Here is a 21,854-nt window from a genome sequence, read left to right as displayed (position 1 = left end):
TATCAGGCCGCGCAGGTGAATCTTCCGCCCGATCAGAGGCAGAGTGCAGAACTCAAGGCTGCAAGGCGCGCCATCCCACCCCTCGCCAAGCACATGACAAACATGTTACTGAAGCTTCCGAAGACCCAAGCTTTCCCCTTGATTGATCCAGATCATGGCGCAGCCTGTCACCAACAGCAAATCTAATGCATTGCCCGAAGAAGGAACCCCCCAAAATGCGTCTGTCCCTGATTGCCCTATTGCCGTGCATCTTGCCTTTTGCCGCCTGCGTCGCCCCCGATATGCCTGACCAGTCTGACGGTGCCGCCTTCTTTGCCGAGAATTGCGTGGCCTGTCACGGACGGACAGGCAAAGGGGATGGCCCCCTTGCGGCCGGACTGGCCAAGGCTCCGCGTGATCTGACCCTGCTGGCGCGTGACAATGACGGGCGGTTCCCCGAGACAAAGACGCTGGCCTATATCTACGGTGATCCGCTGGACAACCACATGACCCGTGTCATGCCCGAGTTCGGAGAGGATATGGCGCTGGATCTGGTCCCCGTGGATCTGGATGGCCAAATGACGCCGACCCCGCGCGTTTTGGCGGGCCTTTTGCTGTATCTCGAAAGCATCCAGCGCTAATCGCAGATTCCGCGCAATTCGACCCCGTCCCACGGCATGCGCACATCATAGGCGCGGCTTTGGGGCAGCGGTTCCACAGGCATCACCTGGCCGATTAATGCATGCAGCCGCTTGGTGCGCGGTGCCTGCGGGGCCAGCGCGCGGCAACAGACGAATTCCTCGACGATGGCCCCTTGCTGTTCAAAGGCAAAGTCACCGAAACGGGGTTCGGTTTTCAGATCAAACAGATAGGGGTCCGCCATGCCGCCATGTTCACGGGCGGCGCGCAGCGGGGAATAGCCCGTCTTCGTGCGGTTCTGCCACTGCCAGATATGGGTCAGTTCGTGGCTGAAGATCATCGCAGCGATCAACCCGATTTTGTCAGGGTAATCCGGCAGATAGTCCTCAAGATACCAGTCTTCGTCAAACAGCACCGTGTTCCACAGCGCGATTGCGGCGGGCTTGGTCGTGATAACCTCGCCGGGGATTTCCGGCGGCAATATCCGTTCGCGGCAGGTGGTGCGGGGACGGGCCTTGCGCGTCATGGTGACCGCCTTGGACGGTGCCCCGTCGTGCAGCCGTACCTGCCGGATGTTCAATGTCTCGCCCATGATGGTCTGGGCAAAAGCCTGTTCGTTCACCGTCAGGGGGCGTCCGCAAGAGGCGAGAAAGGTCAAAAGGATCAGGGCGCGGATCATGGCGTGCACGTTGGGTGAATCCCCCGTGCCGTTCAAGTGAAAACCGCGTTACCGCGCAAAGGTGGCGGTGGCCAGCGCGACAGGCTTGCCCGAGGGTTCGGCGATCAGGGTGCAGCGGGTGAAGATCATGGAACGCCCTGCGCGGGTGACCTCGGCCTCGGCACGGATGGTTTCTCCGGTCGCGGGGCGCAGGAATTGCGTGTCGAGCGTGACAGTGCTGACCGGGGCCATCGCGTCCAGATGCCCCATGCAGGCCATGACCATCGCAGTGTCCGCCAGCGCGCCCAGGGCTTGCCCCGATACGATGCCACCGGTGCGTTTAAGGGCGTCGCTGATGGGGATTTCGAGGATGGTTCTGTCGGTCCCGATTTCGGTGACCGTGGGGGCAAGGGCCATGACCCAGGGCGCAAAGTTTTCGTCTAGAATGGTCTGGGCGGTTTCGGGTGTCATGGGCTGGGTCCGGTGATTGGGGTGGGGCGCGTGGGGTGTCACCCACCCTACGCCGGACGCGGGGTGGGGTTTCAAGTCAAAACGGTGGGGTTACTTGACCTTTTTGCCCGCAACCACAGTGCCGTCTTTCATACCGCTGTTGGCGGTGGCCAGCACTTTGACCTTTTCTTTTTGGGTTTCTTGGTCTCTTTATTGCCTTTGTTTTTCTCTTTGGACATGGGGTTCTCGTTCACAAAAGGTTCCCGAACGGCGGGTGCCCATCGGGTAGATGCTCAGAGGGCAGGGGCGCACTGCGCGCGGCGGGTCCGGTGAGGCAACAGGCGGCGCGGTTGGCGGGGGCCTGTGCGGATATAGATGCGTATGAGGGCGACGTTTGGCAAGAGGGATGCCGCGCCACCATCGCAACATTCATATCAGTGACACCGGAAGGGCGGTGCCCGACCTCGGGCCGAAGATATGCGAAGCATCAAGGGGGCGCGAGGTGCGCCCTCCCAACGCACCAAAGGTGCGCCGATCTATTCTGGCACGCCTCCGGCGTGACGGGGGAGGGTGAGACCAGTCTCGGAAACCTTCCAATGGAAGGTTTCAGGTTCGAACGGGCGAAGCCCCGAACAGGCGCGGCCCGAGACAGTGTCTCGGGCTTAGGAAATCCTTAAGGCATGCAGTAGCCGAAACGTCCGCCGTCCCAGCTTCACTTATGGTCTTTAGCTATTTTCAGTTCGAGTTCAGAAAGCTCGGGTAGAAGATCAATGAATAGTTGCGTATTCTTATATCCGCCTTCCATTCTCTCAGTATGACCCTGCCAGATCCCTCCATCCCAAATGACAGTCGCGAGTCCCGTCAGATAAGTTGCACGTTCCATTAAGTCGATCGCGTCATTGAGGCTGATACGGAGGTCGTCTATCCCGTCTTTCTGCAGCTTCTCGTCGAATGCCGTCCGCCCCAGACGATGACCAAGGTAGGAATCCCTAAATACTCTTAATCTCTTAAAGTGACGGTCATTCTTCAAGCTGTTCCCATGATGCAACATTGAGTTGATCGACAAATCCAATTCTTCGGTGCTCTCCCAGGTGGTGGGATGCTGGGATCTCCCTTCCGAATGCCTCTGCGCCACCAAGCTCTTGTTTTCCGAAATGAGTCTAATAAGCCGAAATATGGAGTGGCCATTGTTCTCCATATGCCGATTGAGAAACAAAACAAGTGAGTTAAATATTGAAAGCTGCGCCGTGGCAATGAAATGCCCCGAAAAAGACCCGACTATTTTTTTAATGAGTAGGTCGTAGTGATCGTTGATAGCCTTGAGTGAGCCCAATTCTCGGTCAGCAGTTTTGTGATCCTGAATGATTGAGGCAATAACTTGGTCAATCTCCGTCTCAATCTTACTCAAACATCCAACTCCTCCACAAACTGCGCGTTCTCCTGAATGTACTGGTAGCGCAGTTCCGGCTTCTTCCCCATCAGACGCTCTACCAGATCGCCGGTTTCTCCGGGCGTGTCCTCTTGCACCGTGACGCGGATCAGCTTGCGGGTGCTGGGGTCCATCGTGGTTTCTTTCAAATCCTTGGCGTCCATCTCGCCCAAGCCCTTGAAGCGTTGCAGGTCGATTTTGCCTTTGCCGCCAAGGCCCTTTTCCAGCCACAGGTCCTTTTCCGCATCGTCTGAAACATAGACACGCTTGGCCCCTTGGGTCAGACGGTAGAGCGGCGGGCAGGCCAGGTACAGGTGGCCCGCGTCGATCATCGGGCGCATCTGGGTATAGAAGAACGTCATCAGCAGCGCGGCGATATGCGCGCCGTCGACGTCCGCATCGGTCATGATGATGATCTTGTCATAGCGCAGATCATCCAGCACGAACTTGCTGCCCATCCCGACGCCAAGCGCCTCGCACAGATCGTTGATCTCGGCGTTGGTGTTCAGTTTGCCGGAGGCGGCCCCGAGTACGTTGAGGATCTTGCCCTTGAGCGGCAACAGCGCCTGATTGACCCGGTTGCGCGCGCCCTTGCCGGACCCGCCAGCCGAGTCGCCCTCGACGATGAACAATTCGGTGCCTTCGCGGTTTTTCGACGTACAGTCGGTCAGCTTTCCAGGCAGGCGCAGCTTTTTGGTGGCGGTCTTGCGGGCGGTTTCCTTTTCCTGACGGCGGCGCAGGCGTTCTTCGGCGCGCAGGACCAGAAAATCCAGGATCGCGCCGGCAGATTTCGTGTTGGACGCCAGCCAGTTGTCAAAATGGTCGCGCACGGCGTTTTCCACCATGCGCTGCGCGTCCACCGTGGCAAGACGGTCCTTGGTCTGGCCGACGAATTCCGGTTCGCGGATAAAGCAGGACACCAGCGCGCAGCCGCCGGTGATCAGGTCTTCGCGGGTGATGGTGCCGGCCTTCTTGTTGCCGACCAATTCGCCATAGGCCTTTACGCCCTTCAGGATCGCGGCCCAGAAACCGGCCTCGTGGGTGCCGCCTTCGGGGGTGGGGATGGTGTTGCAGTAGGACTGGATGAAGCCATCGCGCGAAGGGGTCCAGTTGACTGCCCATTCGACCTTGCCGGGGACACCGAATTTTTCCTTGAAGTCGACCATGCCGCCGAAAGGGGCGTCGGCGTAGCTGGTCGACCCCTTGAGCGTCTCGTTCAGATAGTCGGACAGACCGCCGGGAAAGTGGAAGGTCGCTTCGGACGGAGTGTCGCCGTCTTTCTGAGAGGTCTTCCAGCGGATTTCGACACCGGAAAACAGGTAGGCCTTGGACCGCGCCATCGCAAACAGCCGCGCGGGTTTCAGCGTCAGATTGCCAAAGATTTCCGCGTCGGGGTGAAAGGTCACCGATGTGCCGCGCCGGTTGGGGGCCGCGCCGATTTTCTCGAGCTTGCCTTGAGGGATGCCGCGCGAGAATTCCATCGCATAAAGCTCGCGATTGCGCGCGACCTCGACCCGCAGGTGGTCGGACAGGGCGTTGACGACCGACGACCCGACACCGTGCAGGCCGCCCGATGTCTCATAGCTGTCGCCGGAAAACTTGCCGCCTGCGTTCAGGGTGCAAAAGATGATTTCCAGCGCGGATTTGCTGGGGTCCTTGGGGTGCGGATCGGTGGGGATGCCGCGGCCGTTGTCGCGCACGGTGACATGGCCGTTTTCGTGCAGTTCCAGTTCGATCCAGGTGGCATGGCCCGCAACGGCTTCGTCCATCGAGTTGTCGATGATCTCGGCGACCATGTGGTGCAGCGCGCGGTCGTCCTTGCCGCCGATATACATGCCGGGGCGCAGGCGGACGTGTTCCATATCCTCGAGAACCTGAATCGAGGACGCGTCATATTCCTTGCCACTGGACTGCGCACCGGAAAGAAGATCGGACATGATTGGGCCTGCCTGTCTGTTGCTTTTGTCAGGGGGCCACTATGCCAGAGCGCAGGGGGCGGGGGAAGGGCGGATGATGTCGCAAACCGGCGATTTCATTTGGCGTGATGCTGGTATCAGCGGTCGGAATACGCGATCAAAGGTTGCTTCGATGACAGACATGCCCACGCCCTTGGAAACGCCGCTGACGACGCTGCGCGACGCGCCCGACTGGCGCTATATGTTGCAGGAATGCGACGAACTGTATCGCTATCTGCCCGCAGGGGGCAGCGACAAGATCAAGACGCACCAGCGCAAGGCCCGCGAAGCGATTGCGCGTCTGATCAAGCGTAACGCCGAAGTGCGTTTGCAACCGCGCGCGGAAAAGCCGGTGACGGCCCATCTGCGCCGCGCGCTGGACGAGGGACGCCAAGGCGCGCTGGCCCCCGCCGTGCGGGCGCTGGACGCCGTGGCCCCGCAGCTTAGCTGGCAATACGGTTACGAGAAAATCCCCAAGGGGCTGGCGAACAGCTATGCCTATGCTGAAATCGCAGGGGCGCAGGGTCCGGTGATCAGCGAAGACATCATTCTGGGCGTGGTCCTGTTTGCGCCGGGTTGCACCTATCCGGCGCATTCCCACAAGGGCATCACCGAAAGCTATGTCTGCCTGTCCGGTGCCGTGTCCGAGAACCATCAGGGCGTCTATGTGCCCGGATCGATGATCTTCAACCCGCCCGAGCATCTGCACCGTATCACCGTGGGCGACCGCGAACCGGCGCTGCTGGCCTATGCGTGGCTGGGTGAACCCAAGGATCTGCACGAACAGAAGATGGTGTTTTCCCGGGTCAAGAAATAAGCCGCTAGAGCCAGTTCAGGATCGCGTCGGCCACCTCGCGCGGCTTTTGGTGCATCAGCCAGTGATCTGCGTCCTCGATCGTGACGCGGGTCAGGTCGGGGGCATAGTCCTCCAGCCCTTCGGTCGAGGCGGGCATCAGCGCGGTATCCGCCATCCCCCAGACCAACAGGTGCGGGCAGCGTACTTGCAGGCGCGCAGGATCAAACACCAGGGCATCGTCGATGGCTTCGCCGGAGTGCCCCAGTTTCAGCGGCGAGGCGCGGTACCAGTTGACCATCCCGCGCAGGCCGGACGCATCGCGCCAGGCAGCCTTGTAGGCGGCCAGCGTGTCGCCTTGCAGCCAGTCCATGTCCATATGGGCCGAAAACAGGCTCATCAGCTTGGCAAAGTCATTGGCGGCCAGAATGTCTTCGGACCCGTCACGCCGCAGGAAATGGATGTATTGCGATGCATCGGTTTGCGGCCCGCCCTTGGCCAGTTCGCGCTGGAACGGGGCAGGGTGGACGCCGTTCAGGATGATCAGCTTCGACACCAGTTCGGGCCGCCCGATGGCCAGCGCATAGGCCACGGATGCGCCCCAGTCATGACCCAGCAGAATCACCGGTTCGTCCCCGATCAGCGCCGCCATATCCGACACCAGCAGCGCGGTTTTATACTGCTCAACGTCCGCGGGTCGCCAGCTTTGGCCATAGCCGCGCTGATCGGGGGCGATGCAATGAAAGCGTTCCCCCAGCAGCGGGGCCAGATCGGCAAACGCACCGGAATATTCCGGAAAGCCGTGCAGCATCAATATCTTGGGCGCGTCTTTCCTGCCCCAATGCTGCACAAAGAACGGGTTGCCATTCAGATCGACGGTTTCTGTCCAATGGTCGGTCATGAGGGGGGTCCTTCCTGTGTCACTGTTCACCGCCGCGCATGCAGATGTTCAAGCGTCAGCCCGGCGTGGGTGCCGGGGCCGAAACCGGGCCAAGCGGTGCCATCCAGATAATGCCGCAAATCGCCGCCGCGCAGGTGCAGGCCCATAAAGGCTGCGGCAAAATGCTGGGCGATGTTGTTCATGCGCAGCGTATCCCACACCGCGTCGGCATAGTGGTTAAACGGCGGCCACTCCAGACCATCGGACATGGCCCAGCTTTCGGCGGGGGCGGGGAACGGTGCTGCGGCATTGTGGCCGGCATTTTCAAAGCTCAGCAAATAGCGGTCGCTCGCGGCACCTTCGAACACGCGGCGCATGGCGGGATAGTCCGACACATCATCGACCGTTCCGGCCATCATCAGCATCGGCGTGTCCATCAGCGCCAGGCCCGCTGCGTCCCACATGCCTTGGGCATTGCCCCAAGGCCCGATGGGCATGATCGCCTTCAGCCGCGGGTCGCGTAACGCATCGTGGTGCGCGGACCCTGCGAGATGTTGCGCCAATGCGGCGTCCGTCCCTGCGCGCGGGTGCTTCAACGCCGAGGCCGCAAGCCCCGCGCCGCCAAAGACCAGCACACCGTAGCCGCCCATCGAATAGCCGATCAATCCGACGTTGTCGCAATCGACCAGCGCGCCCATATCGCCGCCCAGCGTCGCCATGCCGTCGATCACCCCGCGCTGGTCCAGCGGGCGGTTGATCAGGGTGACCGCGAAGTCCTGCTGGTCGTCATAGGTGCTGCCGTTATGGTCAGGGGCCGCCACGACATATCCCTTGGCCGCCAGGCTTTCGGCCAGATGGCCAAGCAGAAAGCGGTTGCCCGGATACCCGTGCGAGATCACGATCAGCGGGGCGTTGCCTTGCGCCGGGCGTGCATTCCGGCTGGCTGATCCGTGCAGCATGGCGGGGGTCACCCCGTCGCGGATCAGCGTGTGATAGACCGTGCCGGCGACCGTGTCCGGATGGGCCGGATACCAGATTTCGGTGGTCAGGGTCCGCCCCGGTGCCACGTCGATCTCGTGCGTGGTCACCCCGATGGGATGGGGGCCGCGCAGGGCAAGTTCCGGCGCGTCTGGACGGATCAGGTCGATACGATTGTGCATAAAATCCCTCGGGCAGTGACAGTCGAAGTGTGACGGGCGACACGCAATTGCGCAAGTGTGACGCCGCGGCTGGACCATGCCGGCGGGCCGCGTGGCGGGTCGACCCTTAATAATCTGGCCGATCGCTATATACGGCCGCAGCGGTGCTGGTCCGGGGAATTCACATCGGTGCCGAACGCGCCTTGGGGTACGGTTTGGCTTACCGGAGCGATTTCCAGAATACACCGCCGGGACGGGTTCGGCGACACTTCCCCTTGCGCTTTTTGCAGCGTAAGAACTGGCGCATGAAATCAACCATGACATATGCCGGCCACGCCCGCGCGATCACCGTGATGGGCCTGCCCCTCATTGGCGGACATCTGGGGCAGGTGGCCATCGGGGTCACCGATACCGTGATGGTGGGGTGGTACAGCGTCGAAGGTCTGGCTGCGGTCACCCTTGCCAGCACCTATTTCTTCGTATTACTGATTTTCGGATCCGGCTTTGCCTGGGGCGTCATGCCCATGGTCGCCGCCTACGAGGCAGAAGGCGACGAGGTCGGCCTGCGCCGCGCCACGCGCATGGGGCTTTGGTTGTCTCTGGGCTTTGGTGTACTGGCCCTGCCGTTGTTCATCTGGGCACGTCCGGTGATGGGGCTGATCGGGCAGGACCCGGCGCTGGCGGATATGGTCGGGCAGTATCTTGCGATTGCCGGATGGGGCATCATCCCGGCGCTGCTGGTGATGGTGCTAAAGAGCTATCTTGCGGCACTCGAGCGGACACAGGCCGTGTTCTGGATCACCGTGCTTGCGGGGGTCGCCAATGTCCTTGCGAATTACGCATTCATCTTCGGCAACTGGGGTGCGCCCGAACTGGGCGTGCGCGGTGCCGCGATCGCATCGCTGGCGTCTCACTCGGTGTCTTTGGTTGCGGTGGTCATCTATGTGCTGGTGGCCCTGCCGCAGCATCAGATATTCGTGCGGCTCTGGCGGCCAGACTGGGACATGCTGGGGCGGGTGTTCCGCCTTGGGCTGCCCATCGGCTTTACCGGACTAAGCGAGGTGGGGCTGTTCGCGGCCTCTGCCGTGATGATGGGCTGGCTGGGTACCGTGCCGCTGGCGGCGCACGGGATCGCGCTGCAATTGGCGTCGATCACCTTTATGGTGCATCTGGGGATCAGCAATGTCGCGACCATACGGGCGGGCAACGCCTACGGGCGGCGCGACCCTGCGCATCTGTCGCGCGGGGCGCTGGCGTCGATGGCGATGTCGCTGATCTTTTCCGCCCTGACTGTCGTGGTCTTCACGGTCTGGCCCGAACCGTTGATCAATATTTTCATGCAGGATTCCGAACCCGCGCGGGACCAGATTCTGGCCGTCGGGATCGGGTTGCTGGCGATGGCCGCCCTGTTCCAGCTTGTCGATGGGGCGCAGGCCATCGCCCTTGGCCTGCTGCGCGGCGTGCAAGATACCAAGGTGCCGATGATCCTGGCCGGTATCAGTTACTGGCTGATAGGTATCCCCGCGTCCTATCTGCTGGGCTTCGTGCTGGGGCTGGACGGTGTCGGCGTGTGGCTGGGCCTTGTGATCGGCCTTGGCGTTGCGGCGCTGCTGTTGAACCTGCGGTTCTGGGGGCCTGCCACGGCGAACCTGCAACAGGCCTGACGCCGCCTAGTCCGACGTCATCCGGTCGGCTTTCTTGCGCACCAGCGTGCTGCGCAGATCATGCATCGCCAACAGCAAGGCATCCGTCACCGCATCAAGCTGGTCATCGCTGGCCTTGGCTTGCACCCATTGTGTGGTCAGGTTCAGGTAATCCACCGCGCGGTGGATATCATCCATGTCCCGGTGCGCGAGCACCTGACGGCGTTCGTCCATCCACGTCTGGATCTGTGCCACGTCAGCGTCGGACAGGACCCGATCACCTTGCGGCTTGATCTCTCCGTTGCGGATATTGACGATGGCGATCTGGTCCATCTCGATCCGCCGCTGGCGGTTTTCGGAATCAACGCGGAACACCGCCGCCCCGTTTTCACGGACGCGAAAGTAATATTCTGGCAATGCGCTCGACATTTTGTTGATCCTTGGATCGGGAATTACTGATCGACCACGGGTTTAACAGCAAGGGGCCAAGCATCAACCCCTTGCTGTCCACGCCCGCAACGCATCTTGTCCGGGCTTCAGGTCAGACCTGCGCAGAATTTCTGAATGCGCGTGCAGGCTTCCTTGAGCGCTTCGTCGGAAGTGGCATAGCTGATGCGGAAGTTCGGCGACAAACCGAAGGCGGCCCCGAACACCACGGCCACATCGGATTCCTCAAGCAGGGCGGTGGCGAAAACCTCGTCGGTGGTGATCTTTGTGCCCGCCGCCGAGGTCTTGCCGATCAGCCCGGCAATGGACGGATAGACATAAAACGCGCCTTCGGGTTTCGGGCAGACCATGCCGTCAATCTGGTTCAGCATGTCGACAACCAGATCGCGGCGACGCGCGAACATCTTGTTGTTCTCGGGAATGAAATCCTGCGTGCCGTTCAATGCCTCGACCGCCGCCCATTGGCTGATGCTGCACGGGTTCGATGTGGATTGGGATTGGACCTTGCGCATCGCAGCGATCAGCTTTTCCGGACCCGCCGCATAGCCGATGCGCCAACCTGTCATGGCATAGGCTTTGGATACACCGTTCACGGTCAGGGTGCGGTCGTACAAGGCGGGCTCAACCTGCGCCGGGGTGCAGAATTTGAAATTGTCATAGGCCAGATGTTCATACATGTCGTCCGTCATCACCCAGACATGGGGATGGCGCATCAACACGTCGGTCAGTGCCTTCAGCTCGTCCCAGCTATAACCCGCGCCGGTGGGATTCGATGGCGAGTTGAAGATGAACCATTTGGTGTTGGGGGTGATCGCCGCCTCCAGCGCCTCCGGCGTCAGTTTGAAGTCATTCTCGAGCGTCGCCGCTGCGATCACGGGTGTGCCGCCGGCCAGCAGCACCATATCGGGATAGCTGACCCAGTAGGGGGCGGGAATCAGCACTTCTTCGCCGGGGTTCATCGTGGCCATCAGCGCATTGTATAGAATTTGCTTGCCGCCCGTTCCGACGCTGACCTGCGCCGGTTTATAGTCCAACCCGTTGTCGCGCTTGAACTTGTCGCAGATGGCCTGCTTCAGCTCTGGAATGCCGTCGACAGCGGTATATCGTGTCTTGCCGGCCTTGATCGCGGCGATCCCTGCGTCCTGGATGTTCTGGGGCGTGTCGAAATCCGGTTCACCGGCCCCAAGGCCGATGACGTCGCGCCCTGCGGCCTTGAGTTCGGCCGCTTTTTGGGTGACGGCGATGGTGGGGGACGGTTTGACGCGCGCGAGAGTCTTGGACAGCAGTTCCATTTTGGCCTCAGTTTGATATGTGTACAGTACACTCATAGGGCTGCCCCCCGCACCGTTCAAGCGACAACGGTGACATATAGGAGACGAGCAATGGCTGAAAACGAAGACTGGTACGGGCCCGACGTGGCCACTTTTGGCGACCGCGTCGCCGCCGCGCGTGAACACGCGCAGATGACGCAGGCCGCCCTGGCCAAACGTCTGGGCGTAAAGCAAGCGACCTTGCGCGCCTGGGAGGATGACCTTTCAGAGCCGCGCGCCAACCGTCTGTCGATGTTGGCGGGTATCTTGGGCGTGTCGATGATGTGGTTGATCAACGGCGAAGGTGAAGGCCTTGATGCGCCGGATGACGGCCAGTCAAGCTCTGAAACCGCGATGGACGTGCTGACAGAGTTGCGCGACCTGCGCGCGGACATGTTAAAAAGGGCTGAACAACTCGGACGGCTTGAAAAGCGTTTGCGGTCGGCCCTGCAAGGAGAATCCCATGACTGAATTGCACGAACACAAGGTCAAAAGGCTGCACATGCGGTCCATGCGGCGCGGAATCAAGGAAATGGACCTAATTTTACCTTCTTATGCCGCAACGTGCCTGGCCGTCATGGATGACGCGGCACTGTCGCTGTATGACCTGATGCTAAGCGAAAATGATCATGATCTATATCAATGGGTTACGGGGCAAAAATCGGCACCGGACGAATACGCGGCCTTGATCGGTGACATCCAGACCCATCTGGATGCGCATCCCCTTTAGCGAAAAGTCCAAAAAGATTACGCTGAAAGGCCCGGCAATATTTTCGTTTAACGATATATTTTATTTTTTTCCGCAGTTTCCGGACAGTGATTATTGTCGGAGAAAAATTTATGAGCGTCCAAGACCCCATCGTCCTGCCGGGCTCGCACAAGGGTTTCATGGTGGGCTACCTTGAGGCGTTGAGCTTGGTTGAACGGTTGCACCGCCTGTTGCTTGACGTAATCAAGGATGAATTCGAGCGTGTCGGCGCTTTGGAAATCAATGCGGTGCAGGCCCTGCTGCTGTTCAACATCGGTGACAATGAAGTCACCGCAGGCGAATTGAAAACGCGCGGCTATTACCAGGGCAGCAATGTCAGCTACAATCTGAAAAAGCTGGTTGATATGGGCTATATGCATCACCAGCGGTGCGAAATCGACCGCCGTTCGGTGCGGGTGAAGCTGACCGAAAAGGGCCGTCATATTCGCGGTGTCGTGTCCGACCTGTTTGCCCGCCATGCCGTCGGACTTGAGCAGAAAGGCGTTCTGGGTCCCGAAGGGATCGAGGATATCACCCATTCCCTAAAACGGATGGAACGCTATTGGACAGATCAGATTCGCTACATCTACTGATCAAAGAATATGGTTGCGGGCCGACAAGGGTTTGTCCCTTCGAGCCTGCGTTTGAACTGGACGGTCTGCGCATCCTGCGTCACACATTTGCCGACAAAGCAAAAGGATGACGTCATGCAGCCCCAACATCTCGCTTCTTTTTCTACGGAAAATGCCGGCGGTAATCCTGCCGGGGTCCTTATCGCCCAATCCCATCCATCCGAACAAGCCATGCGCGACATCGCCGCTGACCTGGGCTATTCGGAAACGGCATTCGCATGCCCCAAGGGGGATGCCTGGCACGTGCGGTATTTCTCACCCGAAAGCGAAGTGCCTTTTTGCGGCCATGCGACGATCGCCCTTGGGGCGGCCCTTGCCGCGCAGGAAGGCGACGGGGTTTTCAAGCTGATATTGCAGGGGGCCGAGATCACCGTCGAAGGTCGCACTACGGACGGGGGCATGCATGCAGCATTGCAATCGCCACCTACCCAAAGCGAAGCGGCAAAGCCCGACCTGACCGAGGCGGCACTTGCCTTGTTCGGCCTGAACCCCGGTGATCTTGACCCGCGCATCGCTCCGGCTTTCGCCCAAGCCGGGGCGACGCATTTGATCCTTGCCCTGAAATCGCGCCAGACCCTCGCGGAAATGTCCTATGATCTGGATGCGGGCAGGGCGTTGATGCGGGCACATGACCTTGTCACCATCGCCTTGGTTTGGGCCGAAGGTGACCAGCTTTTCCATGTCCGTAACGCATTCGCGTCAGGGGGTGTTCTGGAAGACCCGGCAACCGGTGCCGCCGCGGCTGCTTTTGCGGGCTACCTGCGGGATATGGCATGGCCCCACGGCGGTGAAATAACGGTGATCCAGGGCGAAGACATGGGGGCCAAGTCCATCATTCGGGCAAAGATCCCGCCTGAAATAGGCAGTTCAATCCGCGTTTCAGGCGAGGTTCGGCAGCTTTAATCCAAGGACAGATCCGACACCGCCAGCACTTCAAGTTCGCGAAGCAGCTTCCGGGTCATCGCCGCTTCGTAGTCATCAAACCCCAAGGCGGTTTCCACGAATGCATCCTGCCCCGCGATCACTTCGGCGCGAAAATAGGATGACAGCTCACCAATGCCCGCCTGGCTGTTACCCCCCGCAGCTGAACTGTCCGACCCGATTACCAACGCATTGACGGTGATACCTTTGGCAACAACTGCGTCTTTGACGTCGCGGGGACGGGGGCCAAGGTTCGATTTACCATCACCTGAGATATCCAGCGTACGTTTCCAACAGTCGGATTTTTCCTGCAGGTAGAGTGCACCAAGCGAAACGGCGACGCCAATCGCCGTCCCCGGCGACGCGTCGCGCCGCGTGGTCTGGCGCAATGTCTCGACAAATCCGTCCAGAACACCGCCGTCCACCATCGAAACCCACGGGGCAATGACAGCCTGATCTGACGGCCCGCTCCATTCATAGACCATCACCGATACCGGCGCTCCGGGGGATGACAGCAGAGCGCTGCGCACAGCCACGTTGTTGAAAGCGGCGGCCAACCCCTCAAGCTGCAGGCGATATTCGCGGGCATCGACCGATCCCGAGACATCGAGCCCCAAGGCCAGCGCCTGCCTGCAAGGCTCCGCCTGTGCCGCCCCGCCGAGTATTAATACCAAGGCCAGCGCCCGGATCATCCGGCGGTTTCCTGTCTGGTCAGCGCGCCGATCGCCGGTGGCGTCAGCTCGCGTTCAAGCTTGATCTCGATGGCGCGGGCGTAATCCTCGAACCCGTTGGCGACGATCATGAACGCACCGGGGCCGTGCAGAACCTCGCGCTGATAATAGGCAATCAAGCCCACTTCAGCTTCGAAATCGGCGGCGTTGACGACCAGCCCGTTGACGGTCACATCGCGAAACGGGAATTCCGCATAGGCCAGTTGCGGCCCAAACCCCTCGTTGTTTTGACCGTCGCCGGCCATGTCCAGGGTTTGATACAAACACTGCGGCGCGCGCGCCAAAAGCTTGGCCCCATATCCCAAGGCATAGCCCATCGCGGTCGGGAAATCATTGTGGCTGCGTTTACTGCTGGCCACGGTTTCAGCTGCGGTCAGCAAAGCGGCCTGACTGTCGATCAGCAGCCAGTCAAGGATCAGTTCCTGATTGTAGCGCCCCGACCATTCGTAAACTGCCAGGGCCACCGGCAGGTCAGACGCGAAAAACGCCTTGCGCACGTTGTCCGAAATCAACGCCGCAGCCAGCCCCTTGCGCTGCAACGTGTCTTCGGCGGCATCGACCGAGCTGGACACATCCATCGCCAGAACCAGCGCCAGCCTGCACCCCGCCGCCGAAGCAGCGAGGGGCAGGGACAGCAAGGCAATCACGAGGGATGCGATCCTTAGCATCAGCGCTTACCAGTGACCGGTGTTTTCCATGCTTGCCCAAGGTTCTGCAGGGGCCAGCGCGTCGCCTTCCTGCAGCAGTTCCACCGACACATTGTCGGGCGAGCGGACAAATGCCATGTGTCCGTCCCGTGGAGGGCGGTTGATCACGATGCCATTATCCTGCAACAGCTTGCAGGTTTCATAAATGTTATCAACGGTATAGGCTAGGTGCCCGAAGTGGCGGCTGTCATCGGGCAGGGCATCGTCGCCGTCCCAGTTATACGTCAGTTCAACATCGGCATGACCGTCCGCCTGACCCGGAGGGCACATGAACACCAGCGTGAACCGGCCACCTTCGTTGTCGATCCGCCGACGTTCCTGCAGGCCAAGCAGTTCGTAGAAGGCCTTGGATTTGTCCAGATCTTTGACGCGAACCATCGTATGAAGATATTTGATCGGCATTATGGTGTCCTTTCCTTATATGCTTGGGCAGAACCTAGCATGGCTGTTCAAGGTTGCCAGCATCTTGCGCACCAAAGGCCTGTGCTTGCCTAAAAGGCAGATTTGATCCCGATGCTCAAACCGACGCGGTTCACGTCAAACAGCCCGATGTTGCTGTCCGTGGTGGATGCGCGCACGGTCGCAGACGGGTTGAACCCGTAATAGTCGATCTGCGTGAAGGTCGCGGTGACATCTGCAAATATCTGTGTGTCCTGGCGGCCATCCACGCTGTGACGCGACCGGTCGTAATCGCGCAGCGCCGCGCCAATCCCGAATTGCAGGGCGGCCCCCATGACGGGTTTTTGCAGGACATAGGCCCCGCGCAGTTCGACTTCGGTATATTCGGCATCTGCATAATCGGACTGCGTTGCCGTCGCCCCGACCGACACAAAGGCCAGATCGCCAGACGCCAGTGACTGTGTCAGGGCAGCCGATACCTCGGCGCGATCAACGTCCGCCGTCCGCTGGCCCAGTTGTCGTTCCAGATCAACCGAAAATTGCAGCTTCTGGCGGGCCGAGGTTTTCACACTTTGCGACAGCCCTCCGCGCAGGAAGGAGGCATAGCGTGCCCCTCCATACCAGCTTTGGCCCAGCTCGACGGCCCCGAGAAATTCGCCCTTCTGGTCCAGGTTTATCTGGTTGTATCCATAGCCGAGGCTGACCGTGCCATAGGCAAAGTCACCGCCTGATGCCGCAGGTGCCGCGTCTTTTGCGCTGCTGGACAAGAGAAAGCTGCGATAGGACAGGCCGAAATTCAGGTCATGGGCTTGCGTTGGGGTTTGCTTGAACCGGTAACGCGTCGAGACGCCAGCGCCGTATTCCAACCCGGAAAGCGCTTGCGCCTCGCCAGAGAGCGCATATTCGACAGGCCCGCCGAACAGGATTTCGCTGATGGCATAATTCAGCTCGGATGTGTCGCGGGCGCTGCCGTTGTTGACGTTTGAATTGGGCGCGAGGGTCACGGACAGTTGCGTGCGCAGCGGGTTTTGCTGGCGCACAAAGTTGAAGTGCCGCTCTGCCCGCTTGCGGGTGGTGGCGTCGGGGGCGTGTTGCGCGGCACGGCGCAGCCAGAGTTGCGCACGGGTCTTGTGCCCTGCCGACGACTGCGCTTGGGCCATCATCAACGCGCTTGAATATTTCTCTGACGGGGTGTCGGCCATGTCCCATGCCGCCCGGGACGCCGCTATGGCATCTTTGCTTTGGCCCAAGTCACGCAACGCGCGGGCACGGATAATCTGCGCCTTGAAATCCCCCGCATCCCGCATCAGCAACGCATCCGCAAAATCGCGTGCACGCGCCGGATTGCCTGCGCCGATGTTCTGCACCGCCGCATTGCGCAGCTGGTCGGGGGACAAGGTGACTTCCGCGGCAGCCGTCAAGGCGCAGCTTGTTGCGGTAACCAAGGCCGCCGCGCGCAGAAAGTTTACTCTATTCGATGCCATGCGATTTAAGGCGCTGGACCGCGGTAGACAATAAAGCCGCTTGTCTCGCGGACTCTAATATCTGGGTCTTCTGTGGTGTTCTCCAAGACCATCACACCTACGATCTCTTGGCCTCTAGTGCCTGATAAGATTGCGTAATACTTCCCTGACTCGTAACCTCTGTATTCCGCAACATTGTCTTCGAAACCGCTCACTACCGTTCCGATAATCTCGCCATTGGAATCCAGAGAGCCAGGCCCGATGGTAAACTGGGCATCAGGCAAGCTGCCGATTGATGCGTTGTTTGCTGTGTTAATATCGGCCAGGACCTCGTTTGTAACGTCAACGCCGTCGACATCGAAAATCCGCCGGTTTGTCCAGCGCGCCTTGACGCCATCACCAACGCTAGAAGACGTCGGATTGAAATCGCCAAAATCAATTTCAATTGTCAGGTCGCCAGTTGTGTACTGCAATTCCGCCTTGCCACCGAAATCGCGTATCCCGGCGGTTTTGCCTGTGTAGGAGCCTTGCGCTCCCGCCGCGGTTTCAATGCTTACGCCATTTTCTCGCGTGTAGATGAACCCGCCGAAACCATAGCCAACATAGGCTCCGGTCCGAACAATCGCGAACTGTGTTTCCGGATTACCATTACCGTCAAGATTTTTGCTGACGCCGTAGATGGCACGGTGCCGTAATTGATTGATGTCCACTTGACTTTGACTGTCTTGGACGACTTTCGGTGCTTCGTAGACTGCATAGGGGCCCAGACTGCTGACAGCCGTTCCGCGCGTATAGACATTGTCCCCGTCAAAGGCGAGGCCATCGATGGTGAACGTGTCATCCGCGCCGTTATACTGGTAGCTCGTCGCCTGGCCGTTTCCAGTCTCGGGATCGGGTGTCTCGGACCTGTAGATGCCGTCATTGGGGGTGGGGGACGCCGTGCCTGCGGGCAGGCCATCGCGTGACAGCGTCGCACCCGTATCAGTGCCCGTGGTTCCGCCGTCTGTTGTGTCGGTCTCGCCATTAAACGGCGTGCCGTCGCCGCATCCTGCCATAACCAGACACAGCACGAGCCCTGGTGCACCAAATTTCATAACTGTCTGCCTCAAATATTTTTTTAATTACGGCGACAGTCGTCAATTCAAGCCCCGGTTGTCAACGATCCAGCGGCTGTGGCCTGCATTTACTCGCAAAGTGCTACCCAAAAACAATACTGCATATCGCGGTTCCGAAGCGCGCCTTGCGCAGATATAGTCAGCGGCGAATCCCATGCAAATGCCCAAGCCCCATGACAGGACGCGCCCCATGCCCATCAGCCCAGACCAACAAGCCGAAATCGACGCCCTGCGCAGCGACGCAAAACCGACCCTGCGCGCCGTCTCCGAAGGGATGGAAGCCTATCTTTACAAGGCGATCCCCGTGCTTGACCACGGGTTCGTGCGCGTCATCGACTATATGGGCGACGACGCTGCGATCTGTCAGGCTGCCCGCGTGTCCTATGGCAAGGGCACGAAATCCGTCCAGAACGACGAAGGGCTGATCCGCTACCTCATGCGTCACTGGCATTCGACCCCGTTCGAGATGTGCGAAATCAAACTGCACGTGAAACTGCCCGTCTTTGTCGCGCGCCAGTGGATCCGCCACCGGACCGCCAACGTCAACGAATACTCCGCCCGCTATTCGATCCTGGACCGCGAATTCTATATCCCCACGCCCGAACACACGAATGCCCAAAGCGTCGTGAACAATCAGGGCAGGGGCGGCGTGCTCGAAGGGGCCGAGGCCGCCCGCGTGCTCGAAATCCTCAAGACCGACAGCAACCGCGCCTATGACAATTACGAGGCGATGATCTCGGAAACCGGCCCCGACGGCCAACCCCAGGACGGTCTGGCCCGCGAACTGGCCCGCATGAACCTGCCCACCAACATCTACACGCAGTGGTACTGGAAGGTCGATCTGCACAACCTGTTCCACTTCCTGCGCCTGCGCGCCGACGCCCACGCCCAATACGAAATCCGCGTATACGCCGACGCGATCTGTCAGGTCGTCGCCGACTGGGTCCCCGCCGCCTACAAGGCGTTCGAGGATTACCGTCTGGGGGGAGCAACCCTGTCCCACACGTCCCTTGATTGTATCCGCCGGATGCTGAAAGGTGAGGAGGTGACGCAGGAGACCTCAGGCATGAGCAAGGGGGAATGGCGGGAGTTTATGGGGGTTATTGGGTGATGAAGATCGAAGACCTCCAAGGGGGGATTCTGGCTCTCTCGCTTTTAGGGCCGGGATTTCTCATAATGTTTGGTCGTAGTCGATTTCTTACTGGGCGAATGGTTAGCGTTGCATCAAGTATTTTTGAATACTTAATGGTTTCATCAATATATTTTGCAGCTTCATTTCCGATTTATAAAATTATCGGTAGCAATAGTTATTGGTCGATGTTCAATTTTCTATTTGTTTTACCTTTATTTGTAGGTTTTAGTCTTGGACTATTTGCTCAGAAAGGAATTTTTAGAAGCCTGTTGGCAAGAGTTGGGCTAAATCCAGTTCATTCCAGCCCTACTGCTTGGGATTACGTTTTCGGAAACCGAGAAGGTTCTTCTTGGGTAGTTGTGAAGCTTTTTTCAGGTAATGAGTACTATGGAGTTTTAGGACCGGCTTCCATGGCCTCCTCTGATCTAAAAAGCAGAGATATTTTCCTTGAGAACACATGCAGAGATGATTTTAGTTTTGTGGAGGTGGATCGTAAAAGAGGTGTATGGATCAACGAGAGCGATATCAGAGCTATAGAAATTATTAAGGATAAATAAAATGAAATCCAAGAATGACGGAAAATCAGTCTATATTAAAGAAGGTTACCAACCAACCGAACCAATCGAAAAGGGATATCAACCATCCATCGGTAATGGCTACAAACCTGCTGGTTCTCAGAGCGCCGCAGGCACACCTTCCAACCCGCCTAGTAAAGGAAGCGCAGAGAGCACTAAAGGCGATTAGCAACGCGTTGTGATCCGAGATCTGCGAATGTTTCGTTACCGAAAAATTCTCCAAATCTCTCCTCCTCAATGCCAAATCTCCGATTTGGCAGCGCCCGAACCGCCCCCACGGGGCGGGCGCGGCGGTGCCCGTAGAGTAGGTATTTTCCCCACCTCACCGCAACGGGGGATAAATACCCCCTACGCCCCATCGAACGCTCGCTTAACCATAAATAAATCAACAATAACAATACGTTAGGTTACCCGCGGGTAACCGGAGGGGAGGCGTATTGACTTACCCTAAAATCCGCTCAAACTCCCCTCATGTTTGATCTCTCCAATCCCCCCGACGGGTTCACCGACAACCCCTTTCCCCAGTACGACCAACTGCTGGCCGACGCGCCTGTGTGTCCGCAGCCCGACGGGTCGTTTCTGATCTCCAGCCACGCCGATCTCAGCAAGATCTACCGTGACACGACCAACTATATCTCGGATAAACACGCCGCCTTTGCCCCGAAATTCGGGGTCGGCTCGCCGCTGTTCGAACACCACACCACCAGCCTCGTGTTCAACGATCCGCCCCTGCACACCCGCGTGCGCCGCATCATGACCGCCGCCCTGACGCCCAAGGCGCTGGCGCGGATGGAGCCGGGGCTGATCGCTATCGTCGACCAACTGCTCGACGAAATGCCCCGCGACGCCGATCTGGTCGAAGATTTCGCCGCGACCATTCCGATCCAGATCATCGGCAACCTGCTTGATGTGCCGCTCTCCGAGCGCGGCCCCCTGCGCGACTGGTCCCTCGCCATCCTCGGCGCGCTGGAGCCCACGCTGACGGGCGCGCAACTGGAACGCGGCCACCAAGCCGTCCGCGATTTCAAAGCCTACCTGCAAGACTTGATCACGCGCCGAAAAGCATCCCCCGGTGATCCGGAGACCGACGTGCTGACCCGTCTGATCAACGGCGACGACGGCGGGACGCTCACGGAAATCGAGCTGATCCAGAACTGTATTTTCATCCTGAACGCGGGCCACGAGACGACGACGAACCTGATCGGCTCGGGCCTTGCCCTGCTGCACGACCACCCCGATCAACGCGCGAAGCTGCTGGCCGATCCGTCGCTGATCAACACCTGCGTCGAAGAGGTGTTGCGCTTCCGGTCGCCCAACCAGTTCGGCAATCGCGAGACGACCGCGCCCGTTACCCTTGGCGGTCATGACATCCCCGCAGGCACCAACCTGCATCTGTGCATCGGTGCCGCCAACCGCGACCCGGCCGTGTTCGACGACCCCACCCGGTTCGACATCACGCGTCACCCCAACCGCCACCTTGCCTTTGCCGGCGGGCCGCATGTCTGCGTCGGTCTGACCCTCGCGCGGATGGAAGGGCGCATCGCGCTGGCGCGGTTCCTTGCGCGTTATCCGGCGTATGAAATCGGGCAGGGGCGGCAATTGGGCGGACGGATCCGGTTTCATGGTCCCGCACGCCTGCCCACACGGCTGTACTCGCCCGTTGTCGGCTGAAAAGGCTGGACTTGGGGCCCCACGCTGGGCAGAGTTTAACAAAAGCGGAAAAAAACGAGGGATATGATGCGTCTACAAACAGCAATGATCGTCGGGATCAGCATGATGGCGGGCGCGCTGGCCCCTGCACAGGTCTCTGCCGAAGCCAAGATTTACCCTTACCCGACCACGGCGAATTACTGCCCCGCGGGCCTTCAGCCGATTACGATTGCCGGTGTGATCTGCTGCGGGACGCCCAACCAAAGCGTCAGCTACCAAAGCATGATGGCGCATCCGGTCAAGAAGGCGCACAAGGCACGGTATTACCAGCCCAGACCGGTCAGCTATTCCTGCCTGCCCGGTGAGAAAGGCTGCCGCTGAAGACGCCCGCCCGAGATGATGTAGAGCGGCAGCGGTCGACGAGCGCCGCGGTTTCTTTATAATGTACGCTTCGATCCG

At 59.6% G+C, this 21,854-nt stretch carries 25 protein-coding genes; 12 read left to right on the top strand and 13 right to left on the bottom strand.

The genetic code is table 11. The features are described from left to right. Positions 1-215 precede the first annotated feature (215 nt). Positions 216-620: a c-type cytochrome gene (locus RGAI101_RS06970; RefSeq protein WP_037227617.1), complete on the top strand. Its 405-nt coding sequence runs from the start codon at positions 216-218 to the stop codon at positions 618-620. On the opposite strand, the gene RGAI101_RS06965 is transcribed toward RGAI101_RS06970, so the two are convergent. The 4 genes from RGAI101_RS06965 to RGAI101_RS06950 all read right to left on the bottom strand — a co-directional run bounded on the left by RGAI101_RS06965 (position 617) and on the right by RGAI101_RS06950 (position 5,095). Next, positions 617-1,297: a hypothetical protein gene (locus RGAI101_RS06965; RefSeq protein WP_037227614.1), complete on the bottom strand. Its 681-nt coding sequence runs from the start codon at positions 1,295-1,297 to the stop codon at positions 617-619. The genes RGAI101_RS06970 and RGAI101_RS06965 overlap by 4 nt on opposite strands. Before the next feature lie 48 nt (positions 1,298-1,345). Then, complete coding sequence (locus RGAI101_RS06960; protein WP_008226280.1) at positions 1,346-1,747, bottom strand: PaaI family thioesterase; 402 nt, start codon at positions 1,745-1,747, stop codon at positions 1,346-1,348. A 691-nt stretch (positions 1,748-2,438) separates the two neighbouring features. Then, a complete protein-coding gene (locus RGAI101_RS06955) occupies positions 2,439-3,134 on the bottom strand; it encodes an AbiU2 domain-containing protein (protein WP_008227049.1) in 696 nt (231 codons plus the stop codon). Further along, positions 3,131-5,095 carry a DNA gyrase/topoisomerase IV subunit B gene (locus RGAI101_RS06950; RefSeq protein WP_441295897.1) on the bottom strand — a complete coding sequence of 655 codons (1,965 nt, stop codon included), beginning with the start codon at positions 5,093-5,095 and terminating at the stop codon, positions 3,131-3,133. Before RGAI101_RS06950 ends, RGAI101_RS06955 begins: the two co-directional genes overlap by 4 nt. Positions 5,096-5,243: 148 nt before the next feature. Between RGAI101_RS06950 and RGAI101_RS06945 the strand changes: the two genes are divergently transcribed. Further along, the gene (locus tag RGAI101_RS06945) at positions 5,244-5,927 is read left to right on the top strand and encodes a dimethylsulfonioproprionate lyase family protein (RefSeq protein WP_198133678.1); all 684 of its coding nucleotides are present in this window, start codon (positions 5,244-5,246) and stop codon (positions 5,925-5,927) included. 4 nt (positions 5,928-5,931) lie between these two features. On the opposite strand, the gene RGAI101_RS06940 is transcribed toward RGAI101_RS06945, so the two are convergent. Then, positions 5,932-6,804, bottom strand: a complete 873-nt coding sequence (locus RGAI101_RS06940) for an alpha/beta fold hydrolase (protein ID WP_008226108.1) — start codon at positions 6,802-6,804, stop codon at positions 5,932-5,934. 26 nt (positions 6,805-6,830) lie between these two features. Further along, positions 6,831-7,943 (bottom strand): alpha/beta hydrolase family protein, encoded by a 1,113-nt coding sequence (locus RGAI101_RS06935; protein WP_008229357.1) that lies wholly within the window; start codon positions 7,941-7,943, stop codon positions 6,831-6,833. Between the two features lie 284 nt (positions 7,944-8,227). Between RGAI101_RS06935 and RGAI101_RS06930 the strand changes: the two genes are divergently transcribed. Beyond that, positions 8,228-9,586: an MATE family efflux transporter gene (locus RGAI101_RS06930; RefSeq protein WP_008226619.1), complete on the top strand. Its 1,359-nt coding sequence runs from the start codon at positions 8,228-8,230 to the stop codon at positions 9,584-9,586. Positions 9,587-9,592: 6 nt separating this feature from the next. On the opposite strand, the gene RGAI101_RS06925 is transcribed toward RGAI101_RS06930, so the two are convergent. Continuing rightward, positions 9,593-9,994, bottom strand: coding sequence for a hypothetical protein (locus RGAI101_RS06925; protein WP_008225772.1), 402 nt, complete (start codon positions 9,992-9,994; stop codon positions 9,593-9,595). A 107-nt stretch (positions 9,995-10,101) separates the two neighbouring features. Then, positions 10,102-11,304 (bottom strand): pyridoxal phosphate-dependent aminotransferase, encoded by a 1,203-nt coding sequence (locus RGAI101_RS06920; protein ID WP_008226903.1) that lies wholly within the window; start codon positions 11,302-11,304, stop codon positions 10,102-10,104. Between the two features lie 90 nt (positions 11,305-11,394). Here RGAI101_RS06920 and RGAI101_RS06915 point away from each other — a divergent pair, with 90 nt between their 5' ends. The 4 genes from RGAI101_RS06915 to RGAI101_RS06900 all read left to right on the top strand — a co-directional run bounded on the left by RGAI101_RS06915 (position 11,395) and on the right by RGAI101_RS06900 (position 13,605). Then, positions 11,395-11,793: a helix-turn-helix domain-containing protein gene (locus RGAI101_RS06915; protein WP_008226578.1), complete on the top strand. Its 399-nt coding sequence runs from the start codon at positions 11,395-11,397 to the stop codon at positions 11,791-11,793. Further along, a complete protein-coding gene (locus RGAI101_RS06910) occupies positions 11,786-12,052 on the top strand; it encodes a succinate dehydrogenase assembly factor 2 (RefSeq protein WP_008228153.1) in 267 nt (88 codons plus the stop codon). The genes RGAI101_RS06915 and RGAI101_RS06910 overlap by 8 nt, the downstream gene beginning before the upstream one ends. 110 nt (positions 12,053-12,162) lie before the next feature. Continuing rightward, on the top strand, positions 12,163-12,663 hold the full coding sequence (locus RGAI101_RS06905; protein ID WP_037227611.1) for a MarR family winged helix-turn-helix transcriptional regulator: 501 nt from the start codon (positions 12,163-12,165) through the stop codon (positions 12,661-12,663). Positions 12,664-12,777: 114 nt separating this feature from the next. After that, on the top strand, positions 12,778-13,605 hold the full coding sequence (locus RGAI101_RS06900) for a PhzF family phenazine biosynthesis protein (RefSeq protein WP_037227609.1): 828 nt from the start codon (positions 12,778-12,780) through the stop codon (positions 13,603-13,605). Here RGAI101_RS06900 and RGAI101_RS06895 read toward each other — a convergent pair. From RGAI101_RS06895 to RGAI101_RS06875, 5 genes are all read right to left on the bottom strand, one after another. Further along, the gene (locus RGAI101_RS06895; protein ID WP_008228188.1) at positions 13,602-14,315 is read right to left on the bottom strand and encodes a DUF1194 domain-containing protein; all 714 of its coding nucleotides are present in this window, start codon (positions 14,313-14,315) and stop codon (positions 13,602-13,604) included. The two genes, RGAI101_RS06900 and RGAI101_RS06895, sit on opposite strands and share 4 nt — an antisense overlap. After that, positions 14,312-15,022 carry a DUF1194 domain-containing protein gene (locus RGAI101_RS06890; RefSeq protein ID WP_008225007.1) on the bottom strand — a complete coding sequence of 237 codons (711 nt, stop codon included), beginning with the start codon at positions 15,020-15,022 and terminating at the stop codon, positions 14,312-14,314. Before RGAI101_RS06890 ends, RGAI101_RS06895 begins: the two co-directional genes overlap by 4 nt. A 6-nt stretch (positions 15,023-15,028) precedes the next feature. Beyond that, positions 15,029-15,463 (bottom strand): VOC family protein, encoded by a 435-nt coding sequence (locus RGAI101_RS06885; RefSeq protein WP_008229124.1) that lies wholly within the window; start codon positions 15,461-15,463, stop codon positions 15,029-15,031. 89 nt (positions 15,464-15,552) lie between these two features. Next, on the bottom strand, positions 15,553-16,944 hold the full coding sequence (locus tag RGAI101_RS06880; protein WP_008225983.1) for a surface lipoprotein assembly modifier: 1,392 nt from the start codon (positions 16,942-16,944) through the stop codon (positions 15,553-15,555). Between the two features lie 5 nt (positions 16,945-16,949). Continuing rightward, positions 16,950-18,017 carry a hypothetical protein gene (locus tag RGAI101_RS06875; protein WP_037227606.1) on the bottom strand — a complete coding sequence of 356 codons (1,068 nt, stop codon included), beginning with the start codon at positions 18,015-18,017 and terminating at the stop codon, positions 16,950-16,952. A 211-nt stretch (positions 18,018-18,228) separates the two neighbouring features. On the opposite strand from RGAI101_RS06875, the gene thyX reads away from it, so the two are divergent. The 5 genes from thyX (at position 18,229) to RGAI101_RS06855 (ending at position 21,776) form a co-directional block, all read left to right on the top strand. After that, positions 18,229-19,149 carry an FAD-dependent thymidylate synthase gene (thyX, locus tag RGAI101_RS06870; RefSeq protein ID WP_037227603.1) on the top strand — a complete coding sequence of 307 codons (921 nt, stop codon included), beginning with the start codon at positions 18,229-18,231 and terminating at the stop codon, positions 19,147-19,149. Then, positions 19,149-19,727 (top strand): DUF6338 family protein, encoded by a 579-nt coding sequence (locus tag RGAI101_RS21885; protein ID WP_157044649.1) that lies wholly within the window; start codon positions 19,149-19,151, stop codon positions 19,725-19,727. The genes thyX and RGAI101_RS21885 overlap by 1 nt, the downstream gene beginning before the upstream one ends. 1 nt (position 19,728) lies before the next feature. Further along, complete coding sequence (locus RGAI101_RS06865; protein WP_157044648.1) at positions 19,729-19,914, top strand: hypothetical protein; 186 nt, start codon at positions 19,729-19,731, stop codon at positions 19,912-19,914. A 302-nt stretch (positions 19,915-20,216) separates the two neighbouring features. Beyond that, positions 20,217-21,416: a cytochrome P450 gene (locus tag RGAI101_RS06860; RefSeq protein WP_008227822.1), complete on the top strand. Its 1,200-nt coding sequence runs from the start codon at positions 20,217-20,219 to the stop codon at positions 21,414-21,416. Between the two features lie 66 nt (positions 21,417-21,482). After that, positions 21,483-21,776, top strand: a complete 294-nt coding sequence (locus RGAI101_RS06855) for a hypothetical protein (protein WP_254655249.1) — start codon at positions 21,483-21,485, stop codon at positions 21,774-21,776. Positions 21,777-21,854 lie beyond the last annotated feature (78 nt).

The organism is Roseobacter sp. GAI101 (assembly GCF_000156335.1).
Classification (GTDB): domain Bacteria; phylum Pseudomonadota; class Alphaproteobacteria; order Rhodobacterales; family Rhodobacteraceae; genus Sulfitobacter.
This window is presented reverse-complemented; position numbering and strand designations above follow the sequence as displayed.